The 15,233-nt window shown below is 39.7% G+C and carries 11 protein-coding genes and 1 tRNA gene; 4 read left to right on the top strand and 8 right to left on the bottom strand.

The genetic code is table 11. The features are described 5' to 3' along the window. Nucleotides 1-9: 9 nt before the first annotated feature. Genes AC3ITD_RS04990 through AC3ITD_RS04980 form a run of 3 tightly spaced genes read left to right on the top strand, consistent with a single transcriptional unit; the run spans nt 10 to nt 2,003 of the window. Complete coding sequence (locus tag AC3ITD_RS04990; protein ID WP_489366632.1) at nt 10-783, top strand: NADPH-dependent F420 reductase; 774 nt, start codon at nt 10-12, stop codon at nt 781-783. 59 nt (nt 784-842) lie between these two features. Beyond that, nucleotides 843-1,490, top strand: a complete 648-nt coding sequence (locus AC3ITD_RS04985) for a DUF429 domain-containing protein (RefSeq protein WP_489364544.1) — start codon at nt 843-845, stop codon at nt 1,488-1,490. A 51-nt stretch (nt 1,491-1,541) separates the two neighbouring features. Beyond that, nucleotides 1,542-2,003: a DUF1905 domain-containing protein gene (locus tag AC3ITD_RS04980; RefSeq protein WP_489364542.1), complete on the top strand. Its 462-nt coding sequence runs from the start codon at nt 1,542-1,544 to the stop codon at nt 2,001-2,003. Nucleotides 2,004-2,140: 137 nt separating this feature from the next. Here the strand turns inward: AC3ITD_RS04980 and AC3ITD_RS04975 are convergent, their stop codons facing one another. The 5 genes from AC3ITD_RS04975 to AC3ITD_RS04955 all read right to left on the bottom strand — a co-directional run bounded on the left by AC3ITD_RS04975 (nt 2,141) and on the right by AC3ITD_RS04955 (nt 10,320). Beyond that, on the bottom strand, nt 2,141-2,809 hold the full coding sequence (locus tag AC3ITD_RS04975) for a YceI family protein (protein WP_489364540.1): 669 nt from the start codon (nt 2,807-2,809) through the stop codon (nt 2,141-2,143). 302 nt (nt 2,810-3,111) lie between these two features. Beyond that, nucleotides 3,112-3,183: transfer RNA gene (locus tag AC3ITD_RS04970), tRNA-Cys, on the bottom strand. A gap of 30 nt (nt 3,184-3,213) precedes the next feature. Then, entirely contained in the window at nt 3,214-5,883 is a 2,670-nt protein-coding gene (locus AC3ITD_RS04965; RefSeq protein ID WP_489364538.1) for a M14 family zinc carboxypeptidase, read from the bottom strand. Between the two features lie 12 nt (nt 5,884-5,895). Beyond that, a complete protein-coding gene (locus AC3ITD_RS04960; protein ID WP_489364536.1) occupies nt 5,896-7,233 on the bottom strand; it encodes a RagB/SusD family nutrient uptake outer membrane protein in 1,338 nt (445 codons plus the stop codon). Nucleotides 7,234-7,248: 15 nt separating this feature from the next. Then, entirely contained in the window at nt 7,249-10,320 is a 3,072-nt protein-coding gene (locus tag AC3ITD_RS04955; protein WP_489364534.1) for a SusC/RagA family TonB-linked outer membrane protein, read from the bottom strand. A 56-nt stretch (nt 10,321-10,376) separates the two neighbouring features. Here AC3ITD_RS04955 and AC3ITD_RS04950 point away from each other — a divergent pair, with 56 nt between their 5' ends. Then, a complete protein-coding gene (locus tag AC3ITD_RS04950) occupies nt 10,377-10,529 on the top strand; it encodes a hypothetical protein (RefSeq protein ID WP_489364532.1) in 153 nt (50 codons plus the stop codon). 378 nt (nt 10,530-10,907) lie between these two features. Here the strand turns inward: AC3ITD_RS04950 and AC3ITD_RS04945 are convergent, their stop codons facing one another. From AC3ITD_RS04945 to AC3ITD_RS04935, 3 genes are all read right to left on the bottom strand, one after another. Further along, nucleotides 10,908-11,753: a GNAT family N-acetyltransferase gene (locus AC3ITD_RS04945; protein ID WP_489364530.1), complete on the bottom strand. Its 846-nt coding sequence runs from the start codon at nt 11,751-11,753 to the stop codon at nt 10,908-10,910. A gap of 191 nt (nt 11,754-11,944) precedes the next feature. Beyond that, the gene (locus AC3ITD_RS04940) at nt 11,945-12,928 is read right to left on the bottom strand and encodes a cation diffusion facilitator family transporter (protein ID WP_489364528.1); all 984 of its coding nucleotides are present in this window, start codon (nt 12,926-12,928) and stop codon (nt 11,945-11,947) included. Nucleotides 12,929-12,969: 41 nt separating this feature from the next. Further along, the gene (locus tag AC3ITD_RS04935) at nt 12,970-15,222 is read right to left on the bottom strand and encodes a multicopper oxidase family protein (protein WP_489364526.1); all 2,253 of its coding nucleotides are present in this window, start codon (nt 15,220-15,222) and stop codon (nt 12,970-12,972) included. Nucleotides 15,223-15,233 lie beyond the last annotated feature (11 nt).

Below are 15,233 nucleotides of genomic sequence, written 5' to 3'. Positions count from 1 at the left end.
TTTAAATAAATAAAAAAATTATATCAAATGAAGATAGGAATTATCGGCACAGGTGCCATTGGTGGAACCATTGCTAAAAAAATGGTTAAAGCCGGACATACCGTAAAAATAAGCAACTCTAAACAGGGGGCAGAACTAGACGCCAAAGCTGAAGAACTTGGAGCAATAGCGTCGACAACTGAAAATGTGGTACGCGACGTAGATGTTTTCGTAATTTCCATACCAACAGTCGCCATTCCAACTTTGCCGAAAGATTTATTTGCAGATGTTCCGGAAACTGTGATTGTGGTTGATACCTCAAACTACTACCCTTTTCGGGATGCTGATATTGAAGAAATCAAAAACGGAAAAGTGGAAAGTATCTGGGTTTCTGAACAATTGGGTAGACCTGTTGTAAAGGCTTTCAACAATTTGTTGGCGGAAACACTGGAAAATGGCGGAAAAGAACCCGATGCAGAAGACAGAATTGCAATGGCAGTTGCAGCAGATGACGCTTCATCAAAAAAAGTGCTTGCAGAATTGATTAATGATGCGGGTTTTGATACAGTTGATGCCGGAAATCTTTCGGAATCCTGGAGACATCAACCGGGAACACCTGCGTATTGCACAGAACTTAATTCAGAAGAATTAAAACAGGCCTTATCTGACGGCGTGAGAGAAGAAGCTCCGGTGAAAAGAGACGAAGCGATTGCCGGACTTTCTGCAATGAAGTCTTATCCTTCTCATCCTGAAGTTGTTGCGTTTAACCGGGCTTTGTTTGAGAAAAATCCTAAATTTGGATAAGAAAACTGAGTTGGAAATGAGCACCAGCCTTTCGTAATTCTAGCTAATATCAAAACGAATTGGAAACGATTGAACTCCTAAAATCATCCGGAAGTATTACAGTGGGAATTGATCTGACAGGTTCTGAAATAAAACCTTCCGGCTGGGCAGTTTTCCAAAATGGCGTGGTGGAAACAAAAAGAATCCGATCTGACGAGGAATTAATTGAGCAAACTATCGCAAGAAATCCACAGGTGATTTGTATAGATGCACCTTTAACTCTGCCACAAGGAAGAATTTCTGTTTTTGATGAGGATCCCGGACGGCAGGAATTTGGGATAACCCGATTATGTGAACGGTTACTGTTGAAACGAGGCATCAGATCCTATCCACCGCTTATCAAAAGTATGCAAAAACTTACGCTGAGAGGTATTGTACTTAGCTCAAAATTCAGGCAGCTGGGATTTAATGTTGTAGAAACTTTCCCCGGCGGATGTCAGGATATTCTTGGCCTGACGCGGAAACAGATAGGTTTATCAGAGTTAATTGCGGGAATTAGCCGTTTGGGTCTACAGGGAAACTATCTGAAAACCAAAATCAGTCACGATGAAGCTGATGCCATTACCGCCGCACTCGCCGGATTGTTTTATTTAAACGGACAATATGAATCCATTGGCGATACTGACGAAGGCGTGATTATACTTCCGAAATTGAATAGTCAGAATTAGGCTTTGTATGATTGTATTCAATGTTAAGATTCAATTTAGATATTTGATGTAATGAAAGAATTATTAGAAAATAAGAAACTTAAGATTCAGCACGAACCCGGAAAAGGCGCCTGGACTTATCATTTAGTAATTCCGGGAACTAAAGACATTAGAGGCAGATGGGGTTTTATGAAAGTTTCAGGCACCATAGATGGTTACGAATTCAAAGACCTGAATTTAGCTCCGTTAAAAAATAAGGATAAACGGATTTCGATAAACGGTACGATTCGGAAAGCGATTAATAAAAGTGGCGGCGATGAAGTAACCGTTACCATGATCAAGACCTCTGATGATAGACTTACCAATGAACAGGGAATAAAAGATTGCCTGAAAGATGCAGATGTTTACCAAAAATTTAAAGCCCTGGCCGAAAGTGAACAAACTGCCATCATCGAAGATATTATTTCACAACAAACGGAAGATGCACAGGAGAAAAAAATTATTTCATTTATCAATAAACTCGCTTCCCATTAATAGAAATATCATCAACAAAGAGGCGTACATTTCTGCATTTGAAATCACAAAAAAGCGCCCAACACTTAGTGTATCGGGCGCCGAAATTCTGTATCGCTTTTAAGCTTGACCAAAAAGATCAAAAAAATTTTGAAGGGTTACTTTTTAGCTTTTAGGTTTAAACCAATTTCTACATCTTTCGATATCATCCAGTTTTCCGGACTACCTTCGGCTTTATAATTGATTCCCCAGGCACTTCTATCAATTACAAACTTAGCAGTTGCAGTAACGCCCGAAGCGGAAACTTCTACCTTTGATGGGAAAGTGATATTCAAAGTACTGTCTTTTAAAGTCAGATTACCGCTGATCAAATAATTAGGATCTTTCAACAGATTAGATGTTTGAGTTCCAGAAAATGGCTCAACTTTAGTAATCACAAATTTAGCAGTCGGATATTTAGCTACATCAAAGAAATCAGGACTTTTCAAATGTCCTTCTAAATCACTTGCTTTTTTATCTTTTTCAGTAACTGAAGCAGGATCAACTTTTAACGAACCTAAATTAATAACGAATTCTCCACCACTTAAAGAATCTTTATCAATCGAGATGGATCCAGAGTCTACACTGATTTTGCCCCAACGTGGCGCTAAACCACCTTTGTGTGCCGCTTTCCAATCAACTGAAGTGCCAGCAGTATCTAATGTTAGGGTTTCACCTTTTTGCGCTGCAGCGGTTTGCTCAGTCGTTGTTTTTGCATTATCAGTTGAAGATCCTCCGCAAGATGCGAGTAAAAATAGCGCCGGAAGCGCAAAAAATAATTTTCTCATGGTTTGAAATTTAAATTAAATATAAGTTTGATTTCTTGAACGACTCTTTCGTCAAAAGTAGTGCCCAAATTTCATTCTTCAATTGATGTATGATAATAAATTACCCGCACCTAATGACTTAGCTTTAAAAATAAAGATGAATGGCCTGGAATCTATCCATACAAAATCCTCTCCTATTTGAACGCCGTTATCGGGTGGAAGATATCTTCGAGGAGCCGTCCTCCTTCTGTTTTAAGTCCCAATATGATTAACTATTAATGAAATTCTTGCTCCGATAATATATCAAAGATTTTTACAATTAGAGGCATGGGGGCGGATTCGAACCGCCATGAAAGGTTTTGCAGACCCCTGCCTACCCCTTCAGCCACCCTGCCAATAGAGGCGACTCGCTATCGCCTCAAAATTTATCTGTTTCCTCCTCCAATCAGATTCCCAAAAAAGATAGCGTTCAAAAATAACCTCGCTGTTCCAAGCCAGTAGCCCCTGTAAGTAGGGTCATCTGCAAAAAGAATTACCTCACCGCTGCCGCTTCCGGTAGCAATTATGGCGGCAGAGTTGGCCACCTTTAAGGTATTTGCTTTAGAAGAATAGCCATTGATAAGCGGTTTGACGGTGTATTGTGCAACGGTTGCATATTTATTGGCACTAGGCAACAATAAAGTAGAACCGTTTTTATTGATGAATAACTTCCTTGAAGTCACTCCAAATGCTATTGGATGAGTAATATCCAGATCGGATACAAAAATAGCCCCGTTTATTCTTTTCGAACCTTCCACATCTTCTTGCCGTGAGTAGTCTAACCTCTCTTCGTTTTGTTTTGGCAATTTAGATACTTCAGCTGATGTTTTTGATTGATCTTTTTTGCGTTCCTCGCTTTGTTTATCTGTCGGAGCTACCACCGAAGGAACTTCCCCACGCCTCGCAAAAGCTTCGGTTTGAGAGAGTTTTTCCTTAACGATTTCCTGCTGCACTGCCCAGGCAGTTGCCGTTTGGAAAGTGATTAAAGTACCACCATCATTTACCCAGGCTTTAATTTTATCAACAGTTGCCTTATCCCATGCGGTGTAATTTCCAGCGGGCAAAACGAGCACATTGTATCTGTTTAAAGATATCCGGGCAAAACTCTGCAAATCGAGTTTCGTAACAGGAAGGTCCAATTGCTGATTTAAGAGAAACCAAACCTGTCCGGCCTCTGATGAAGTTACACCTTGACCGAATGCAAGGGCAACTTCTGGCTTGCGGACGGCTTTAATATTGCTACTTCCCAAATCGATACCTTCTGCACTAAAGCCGCTTGAAACCGGTGTAATATCAACACTTGCTGATTTGGCAACACTATTAAGCGCAGCCAGAAGTGAATCTGCCGGAATAGTTTGCCCCACCACTGGTATAACAAGCGTACCTGGCAAATATGATTTTTTCCCACCCGATGTATTTGCTGTAAAAGATTTGAAGGCAGTTTTTACAAGAACATTTTTGAGCTGTAACTGGTAAAGCGCTTTAGTAAAGTTGTAATCGCCAGAGTTAATCAGGTAAGCATAGGCAGCACGTTCCACGCTTAACGATTCATTTTCTGAAGGAAGATTCTTAACGATTTCGCCCTTTGAAAAAGTTCCGTTTAACTTGGCATATTTTAAACCATAGGCATGAATAATACTCCAGCCGGTATTGTCATAAAAAATACTATCCTTTAAGGTATTCTCTTCAAAGATGGAATGAACGATTAAGAAATTCGGCTGAGCAGCGGGTACAACATAAGATTTACCTTTGTCGAATGTTTTTCCATCCTGAGTAATATTGCTGGTCGTTTGGTAAACTTCTACATGATGCTCTAAAAGCAAACCCAAGAACTTCTTTGTTAGGTTCGGGTCGTTTGTATCGCCAAATACAAATCCTTTAGCGGGATTTTTTTGCCCTTGGTTGAGTGCATATTTGAAAAAATCCTTTTGCACTTTAAACAGCCCGGCTTTTTCGGCAATTGCACCTTTAATGGTAGAAAAACTAGTTGCCAGGTGATTGCGAATGGTAAATGCAAAAGTTAGCGGCCCATTGGTTGATTCCTGTACAATTCCAAGCGACCTTGCCTGCTCAAAAGTGGCGGCTACCGAGCCGAAAAATTTAGGGTATGTGGAACCATAAATTGGAGATAGATTATCGTAATTCTCCTTCGTGAAATAAAAAGAGCCAATATCATCCAATGCTTTTGCATGGTATTTTGCCAGAATAACCTGATAATCATAAAGAAATTGTGGAATAATTGGGCTCTCGTGGCTTTTAGGTGTAGGCTCGAAATAGTACGTTGCATTGGTGCCTTGCTCATGGAAATCAATCTGCACATTTGGGTACCATTTATGAAAAAAAGTTAACCTGTTACGGCTTTCTACCTGTACCAGGTTAAGCCAATCGCGGTTCAAATCAGTAAAATAATGATTTGTTCTTCCGCCCGGCCAGCCTTCCTGATGCTCTTTATCGGATGGGTCGGCTACTGGCGGAAAGGAATGATATGCGTTTAACCAATTTGCCGCTCTATCTCTCCCATCCGGATTTAAGGATGGGTCGACAAAGATGACCGATTCGGAAAGCCATTTTTGCGTTTCAGCATCATTGCTTGCTGCAAGATAATATCCTGTCAACAAACTGGTTTCAGTACTTGAAGTCTCATTTCCATGTACGCCATAACCCAAATTGATAATTACTGGGGCATTTGTGCCCAGTACAGGCTTCGAAGGATCTATTTGCGAAAGGTGCTCCTGCCTGATTTGTTCGAGCTTTTGATAATTTGATGGGGCAGTGATTGTTACAATAATCTGTTCCCTTTGCTCATAAGTTTTACCAAGGCTTTCCACATGTACGCGATCAGAGACTTTTTCCAGTTGGCGAAAATACGCCACTACCTGATCGTGCCTGGTTAAATAACTTCCGATTGGATAACCTAAAAAAGCTTCAGGCGTGGGTATTTTCGCATCCAGACTAGTTGCCTTTGGAAAGAAATAACTGTTTTGAGCATTGGCTTGTTGTACCAGTACAACGCTTAATACCAAAACTATTTTTAGGGATTTTAATAGTGCTTTCATTGTTTTTATATTTTAATAGCCAGGGTTTTGAGTTACATCAGGATCAGATTGTACATCTGAATATGGGATTGGGAAAAGCCAGAAATTTTTATTTGTGATTCCCAGCACCGCTCCTGCCCTTTCGGTTCTTACCAAATCAAACCAGCGATGTGCTTCAAAAGCAAATTCAATTGCATTTTCATCTTCAATCGCTTGTAACAATCCGCTTTGCGTAACCGCTGTGGTTACACCAACATCTGCCCGTGCCCGTACAACATTTAAATCGGAAGCCGCCTCTGTTAGTTTATTTTGCTGCGCTCTTGCTTCTGCCCGAATTAAATAGAGTTCAGCAATCCTGATCAGATAAGATGGATCGGTGCTGGTTGCAGTAGTGTTGTAAAGTACCCCGTAAACGGTAGTTCCACTGCCTGCAATAAGGCTGTTTCTGGCACCGCCAACAGCCGGATTATTCAATTTTGCAACCAAACCATCAGATGGTTTTAAGGTAAATTGGCCACCTGCAGAACTAGGGTACCATAAATTCCAGTAACTGTTTCTATCATTAACAGAATAGGCAAGTTCCAGAACCGATTCAGCAGTTTGAAAAGGAGCAGTAAAGAATGATTTATAAGGCTTTACGAGTGAATATTTCGGATTACTAATTACCTGGGTGGTATAGGTTTCGGCATCTGCCCACTGTTTACGGTACAAGTGTAACCTGGCTCGAAGTGCCCGTGCTGCACTTTTCTGAGCACGATTTCTCGTTGTTGCATCTTCGGGAAGCAACTGCTCTGCCTGTACTAAATCTGCAAGTACCTGATCATAGGTTTGCTCCAGCGTACTTCTTTTAATTCCTTTTAAAACACTTAATTCTGTAGTGGGCTTTAGCTGAAGTTGTACCCCTCCCCAACCACGAGCCAGGTCGAAGTAAGACAATGCCCTGATAAAATAAGCTTCGCCCAAAATTTTATTTTTTTCTGCAGATGTTAACAGCGGGTCGTTCACCAGGGGAACATAAGCGATTACACTGTTTGCCGAATTTATAGTGCGGTAAATCCCCTGGTAGGCAGAAACGGTAATTACATTATCTGTAGGGATAGCATTTTGATCGAGCTGTAAATATTCACTCAAGGTTCCGTTAAAAATTACATTATCAGTTGTAATGGTTCCTAATGTCGGGTAACTTGAAGCGTAATAACCTTGTAACCTGTCGTAAGCACCAATAATTGCAGCTCTGGCGGTACTGGCATCGGTAATTGAGCTTTCAGTTGGCAAGGCATTATTGGGTACTTCTTCCAGATATTTTTTGCAGGATACTGATAGCAACACTACAGCCAGGACAATTGCATTTTTTAAATATGTTGTTTTCATTTTCTTAAGTTTTTGTTAAAATATTACGCTGGCACCAATCTGAAAAGTTTTCGGTTGCGGCACCGTTGCCCAGTCATAACCAGCTGTATTCTGGTTATTGGATTGGGAACTTACCTCTGGATCGAGCCCACCATAGTTTGTAAAAGTTAGAAGATTAGTGCCTTGAGCGTAAATTCTTAATTTACTTACACCGATTTTACTCAAAACATCTTTAGGGAGAGTATAACCAAACGTTAAGGTTTTAAGCCTGATAAATGATCCGTCTTCTAGATAACGTGATGATAGACTGGCAACATTTCCACCATAATTATTGGCTGCACCCCCATTTTGAGTTGGATTTGCACTATAGGTGGTCAACCTTGGGATATCTGTGACATCGCCAGGTTTTTGCCACCTTTCTAACTGACGTGGAAGGAAGCCAATATTGGCCTGCGTACCTCCGTGAACCATGAAAAAATCGTTCATATTCATGATTTTATTCCCTTGTTGGAAATAAAAGAAAAAGCTTAAATCAAACCCTTTAAAAGTAAAGTTATTGGTTAGCCCTCCTGTATATTTTGGCAGTGCATTACCCACAATCTGGCGATCTGCGGAGGTAATTAATCCATCACCATTTACGTCCTCATAAACTGCATTTCCGGTTTGGGGATCTACATAAAGTTGATTATATAACTGAAATGAATTGGTAGAATAACCTTGTCTTAAAATCGAAATATTTCTTCCGGAAGCGCCTAAACTAATATCTGAAGCCAGTTTTTCTATTTTGTTATTATTAAATGAAATGTTGAAGTTGGTCGTCCACTGAAACGCATCTGTTTCTATGTTTGTGGAGTTTATACCGAGTTCGAAGCCCTTATTTCTAACTGCACCGTAATTTTGAAGGTAAGAAGCAAAGCCAGAACGATATGGAACCGGAACGTTAAGCAATAAATCATAGGTGTATTTATTGTAATAGTCGGCAATGATGCTAAGTCTGTTTTTGAAAATACCAAACTCGGCACCAACGTTAAATTGTCTGGTCGTTTCCCATGTTAAATCTGGGTTAGCCAACTGCGTTGGTGCGATGCCTGGCTGCTCGAGGTAATTGGCACCCGACGACCATAATCCCTGAGCAGCATATGCGCCAATTCCATTCTGATTTCCTGATAACCCTAAACTTGCCCTTAGTTTCAGCTCATCAAAAAAGTTTAGATTTTTAATAAACTCTTCCTGACTTAAACGCCAGGCCACGCCTCCCGAAGGGAAATAACCCCAGCGGTTATTGGTGCCAAATTTTGATGATGCATCAGCCCGAATACTTCCATCAATGGTATATTTACCGTCGTAGGTATAACTCACTTTACTGAAAAAAGATACAAGTTTCGATTCTGCCCTTGATGCTGAGCCCGAGCGGGTAGCCGCTACTGAAACCGACCTTAAACTATTTGCTGCAAAACCGGTTCCGCTTGCACTGGTACTTTCGTTTAAAACCGTATTTATGGTGTTTCCTACAAGCGCATTGATGTTATGTTTTTTATCAGCACCAAATGATTTTACAAAATTTAAAACCTGCTCATTAGTCAAAACCAGGTTTTTATTTTCAATAGATGATGCCGAACCATTTGTTGCAATACCAGCACTGATCAGCGTATTTGAATAACTGTTATCGTATTCGCTGCTGTTATCAATACTCCAACTGGTGCGGAGTTTTAGCCCGGGCAGAAAGGTATATTCTCCAAAAATATTTCCAATGGTTCTCCAACCTACGGCTTTACTATCCAGGTTTTCGATTAAAGCCAGATGGTTATCGAAACTACCGTAACGGGCATAAGTTCCATCTGCACTGTATATGGGCAAATAAGAACGGGGGAACAATGCCGAATTGATTACGCCTGTTGGGTTATTATCACTACCACTCAAATTTCTGTCAGATCGGGTAAAGTTGATACTTGTTCCTACTTTTAGTTTGTCGGTCAAATAGGTATCATAATTCAGCCTTGCCGAATAACGCTTGTAATCAGATGGTTTTACGATAGATTCCTGTGCTAAATAACCCAAACCAATGTAGTAGGTGCTTTTATCTGTTCCGCCATGAGTAGAGACTTCATAATTAGAAGTTCTTGCGGTTCTAAACAAACCACTTATCCGATCGTAAGTTGGCTGACTGGCAGGGTTTGGAAACGGCAATATCACTGTCGAAGGGTTTAAGCCATTATCGATGGCGGTGTTGATCCGGGATTCGTTTGTAAGTAAGGCAACATCTGGTCCTGAGGCGACTTCAAATTGCTTTACCGCGGTAGACCAACCCTGGAAAGTATTCAGGTTTATGTTTGCTTTTGTATTTCTTTTTCCCCTTTTAGTGGTTACAATAATAACACCGTTGGCACCAAGTGAACCATAAATCGCCGTTGCGTTGGCATCCTTAAGGATTTGGATGTCTTCAATATCCGAAGGATTTAAGTCGGCTATAGGATTGGAGGCTTGCTGATTACCGAGACCTGCCGAAATTGGATCAGAATTGCTTACAAAAACACCATCAATAATGTAAAGCGGATCAACTGAAGCATTAATTGAATTGTTTCCACGAACGCGAAACGTAATCCCACCTCCCGGAACACCAGAGTTTGATGTTACCTGAACACCGGTTGTTTTTCCCTGGAGCAGCTGATTAAACCCACCTGAAGGCTGATTCTGAACAACGGAGCCACTCACACTACTAATGGAACCAGCAATGTATTTTCTTTCCTGTGTACTATAACCCGTTACTACTACGTCGTCTAACTGGCTCTGAATTTCCTGTAAACGTATGGTAACCGGGCTACCGTTAACAACTTGAGTTTTCTGTTCAAAACCGATAAAACTGACAATAAGGATGTAAGGAAATTTCTGCCCGGTGATAAAACTAAAGCGGCCATCAGGATCCGTTGAAACGCTGTGGGTTGTTCCTTTTATTTTAACCACAGCCCCAGGTAATGGCTGGCCACCGGCGGCATCGAGCACCACTCCATTTAAACGAGATTGAATACTTGGCGTTACTTGGGCCACGGCCAACGAAGACCAAAAGACGCAGAGGAATATGTAAAATCCTGTTCTGTAGATTTTTTTCATTTTTAATGATTTATAAATTTTTGGACATACTCTTCCCACTCCCTTCAGAAAGGGTTATGAAAACAGCAAAACATAAATTAGAGGAAGCAGACGAAATGCTGCAGGTTGCAAGTTATTGCAGATTTGTTACCGCATGGAACAGCAACACATGGGATGTGAAGAGAATTTTTGACGAGGTTGAATGGAATTCGTTGTTTGAAACTGACTAAGCAAACTGTGGTGTAAAAGATGTTTCATAAATAATATCTATAAATTCTATGGATTTAGTAGTACAAATAAAAACAATAAAAAGTTTAGATCAAAATATTAGGGTGAAAGGCAAATAATTTAACATTTGCTTATCAGAATAATATTTTGCAAAATGAGGAAGTAGTACTAAATGAAGTCGAATTTAACCTTGAAAATTTTGTTTTATATCAAAAGTAAGCGGATAATAATTTTCCAATTTCTAAAGTATCTGTTGTTTGCAGCATAGCATTTGAAGGCTAACTTGGCTAAATAAATTAATTCGGTAAATGATTACGATGACCTTTTAAAAAATATAGATAGACAATCGGTTTTAGATGATGAAGGATGTTGGAGACACTCTATTTCAACTTCAATTCCATCTCGTACTGTTTAATGTAAATATCCATTCCTATATCCTTAAAAAATTTCAGTGTTTCTTCTGAAGTATTGTCAACATTTATAATAGAAACATCTTTTCCGTAATTTGTTGCCATGTATGCTAAAAGGTGCCGACCAACGCCTTTTCTTCGGTAATTTTTGTCAACTGCAAGTTGATGTATCCTTTTTATTTTCGGATTAAAAATCGTGTAACCTATTAATTTTTCCCCGTCATATATTCCGATAGAAATGTTGGATTTTTTTAGCTTTTCGACCGCTGTAATTGAATTTTGCCAGGATGGTTTCAAATCCCAAAAGGATTGAAGCTTTTGCCAATCATACGCATTCAATTCCCGAATTTCAAAATCATTATTGGTGTTGATTATATTTAATGAACCTTTATAACAATTCAATTTCCGGATGATTTTGAACCCTATATTTTTGTAAGTTTTGATTGCTGGCTCATTGGTGGTGATCACTTCCAATAACAATTTGTCAATATCATTTTCGTGCAAAATTGGCAAAATATAGTCATACAATTTCGCGGTCAATTTATTTCCTCTTTTCGCTGGAATTACGCCTGTTCCTGCATTATAAACAATTTTTAAGTTGTCGATAGTGTCATATCCATGAAGGATGAAGGCAATTAATTGATCATCCTCGAACGCTCCTACAGAAAATTCAAGTTTGATACTGTCGCTTTTTATTTTGTCTTCGAGTTGTTCTTTAGTCAGGCAAAAAGGGACAACGTAACCTGAAAATGATAAATTGAAAACTTCTAGAAGTTTCTCAGTCGTAATCTTCTCTAATGTTTTTAGGATAATCATAAATTATATGCAAGGTCGGTTCTTTTAAAATGAAAGTTGGTTAATTTTTAAAACCTACTTTGAATGATATAGTTGATTAGGGACGCTAAAATAGTTAAATTAAAAGTGTACTAATTTTAAGAAAAAACACAACGACAAAACGCAGGGTTAATTTTATCTGATTTACTCCGTTTTCAAGCTGAAAGCCGTTCTTAACAGTTTCTAAAACTGCAAACTGTGGCGCTGTTTTCAATTTGAACGGTAGGATGCTGGATGTTGTATTTTTGCATCAGTTGAATGATTTTGTTCATAATATTTGGTTCCGGTTTTCCTGCTAAATCCGTTGTAACTGCGTGTACAGAGCCTACATTGTAACTGCCGTCCAAACTCCAAATGTGTACATCATGAATATTGGTTACACCTTCAACCTGGTTAAGTTCTTCCGTTAATTCAGTTATATTCACATTTTCAGGAACAGATTGCAACATCACTTTCACTGTGGCAATCAGGTTTTTAATAGCATTGAAACCTACATACAGCGCAATACCAATGGTTAATACCCCGTCAATCCAATTCCAACCTGTAAAGTAAATAATCACCGCACCAAGTAAAACAGCGGCCCAACCCAAAACATCTTCCAATAAATGCAGCATGATGGATTGGCTGTTATGATTATGCCCGCCGTGACTATGTCCGTGATGGTTATGTCCACCACCATTTTTAATTTTAAGGAAGGCAAAACCATTTACAGCAAGGCCAAGAACTGCCAATCCTAACATACCGACACTGTGAACTTCTTTCTCTGAAAATAAGGAATTATAGCCTGCAATAGTCATCGTTACCGAACCTGCAAACAAAAAAATGGATAGACCCAATGCGGACAACAGCGAAAATCGTTTATAACCGTATGAGAATTTTGCACTCCGTTTTTTACCCGATACTTTTTCTAAAATTATCGCAAGACCGATGGCTACGGCATCCATTAAATCGTGAAAAGCATCAGCAATAATGGCTATTGAATTCGTTAAAACGCCACCAATGACCTCAACGATGGAAAATGCCAGATTGAGCCAAAAGGCGAAAGATAATGCATTGCCTTTTGAGTGGTTATGCCCATTATGCTCGTGCCCTTCGTGTGAATGATTATGGTCGTGGTTGTCGTGTTCGTCGTCGTTGTGGTCGTGTTGATGTGCCATTATTTTTGAACTTAATTTTATATTTTTTTTGTGTTCCGGTTTTAATAATTCAAAGACAGCCCCACGCCAAAGCCCATATCGCTATCATAATGGGTACGGATGCCGATATTTTTAGTAATGATGTATTTTAAATCTGCCATAAACTCTTTATCGGTATTGACCATAAATCCAGCCCTCAATCTTTTTGAAATTGGAATGTCCTCACGCATTAATGATAATCGAACAATTCCATCATGATAGACTTCCGCCTGAAAATTAACCAGCATTGGTAAAGTGTACATAAATCCTAAACTAACGGCTCTACGGGTATCTTTTTTGTTTTTTTGTCCGAATAAATTGGTTTCTTGTTCGTCCATTCCCATCTTTCTATATCGATAATCAAAACCGATGAACGGCATCAACCATTGCATTTTTCCGATATATCTTCCCAGGTGTGTTTCTACTTCATAACCGTGCATATCGCTGTACCCTAAACGCCATTCCGTACCCAAACTCCATCTGGCATTTTGAAACATTGCTTCTCCATCATTACCGTTGGTGGCAAAATCATTTTGTGCCATAAAGTGGGGCATATTGCTTTCGTGTTGCAACATTTTGTAGGCTTTTTCTTTTTCTGGAAGCAATGGATTTTTGTAATCGCCTACTGCAAAAACCCTGTCCATACCCGCCATCATGTGGTAAAGGATATGACAGTGGAAAAACCAATCGCCTTCTTTGTTTGCGAGAAATTCTATGGTATCGGTTTCCATCGGCATGATGTCCAGCACATTTTTGAGCGGTGATTTTTCGCCTTTGCCGTTGATTACCCTAAAATCAAATCCGTGCAAATGCATCGGGTGTCGCATCATCGAATTATTGTAAATGGTAATGCGTAAAACCTCTCCTTTTTTTACTGGAATTTTATCCACTTCAGAAAGGACTTTATTGTCCATGCTCCACACATAGCGGTTCATATTTCCGGTAAGGGTAAAGTTTAATTTTTTTACATGAGCATCTTTGGGAAGTTCAGTGTTATGAGGTGATGAAAGCATAGCATAATTCAGCGTTTTAATTTTGCCTAAAGCGTTTGCATTATAACGATTTTCATCCTCAATATTGTGTTTGTTATGGCCTTCTTTTTGTTCAATTTCGCCCGTTATTTCAGGATACATCACCACATTCATATCCATCTTGTTCAGGCTCATTTTCATCCCCATATCATCCAAATCGCCATTCATCTTCATCATATCGTTCATCATTTTCATCCCTTCAAAATATTTCAATTTCGGAAGCGGGGCAATCAGCTTTTTAACGCCGTTACCTATAAAATAACTTGAAGAATTGGTGCGGTCTTCGGTAGTGGCCATAAACTCGTATGCATTGCCATCTTCGGGAATGGTTACTACCACATCATAGGTTTCTGATACCGCAATGATTAATCGATCCACTTCCACCGGTGATACATCATTACCATCGTTGGCTACCACAGTAATTTTTCCACCGGCATATCGCAACCAAAAATAAGAGGAAGCACCACCGTTTGAAATTCTTAACCTCACTTTATCGCCCGCTTTAAGTGTTTTGCCATCAACCGTTTTTAAATCTGTGGAAGCATTACCATTCATTAAAATTTTATCATAGTACACATCGCTTACGTCCATGGCCAACATCCGTTTCCATTCGTTGGCAATTTTAGTTTTGAAATGCCCTGCCCGAATGGCTTCTGCATACGACTGTGTGGCTCCTTTTTTTATCGCCGACCAATCGTTTGCGTTATGCAACATCCGGTGTACGTTATTCGGATTTAAATTGGTCCATTCGCTCAAAACAATGGGTACAGTCGGCAAATCATCTATCCCTTTTCTAAAAGTTTTATCACCAGCTTTCTTTAGAAATACAAGGTTGCCATACATCCCGATTTGCTCCTGTAAACCCGAATGCGAGTGATACCAGTGCGTACCATTCTGAATAACGGGGAAACGGTATGTATGCGTAGTTCCAGGTGAGATTTGAGGTTGCGTAAGATAAGGCACGCCGTCTTCTTTATTGGGTAAAAACACGCCGTGCCAATGCAGTGAGGTGCCTTCTTTCAATTGGTTATGCACTACAATTTCTGCCGTGTCGCCTTCTGTAAAAGTGAGTGTGGGCATTGGTATTTGTCCGTTTACGGCGATGGCTCTTTTTTCTTTTCCGGCGTAATTTACCAGCGTGTCTTTAACGTACAAATCGTATCGCACTGCTTTTTGGGCAAATGCGGAGGAAGCCGTTAACAACAAAACTGCCGTTAGAAGTAAGGAGTTATTTTTCGCTTTCATTGTTCTGATAT

This window comes from Pedobacter sp. KH_004 (genome assembly GCF_057840755.1).
Note: the sequence above shows the minus strand (reverse complement) of the source record. Positions and strands in the feature narration are given on the sequence as shown.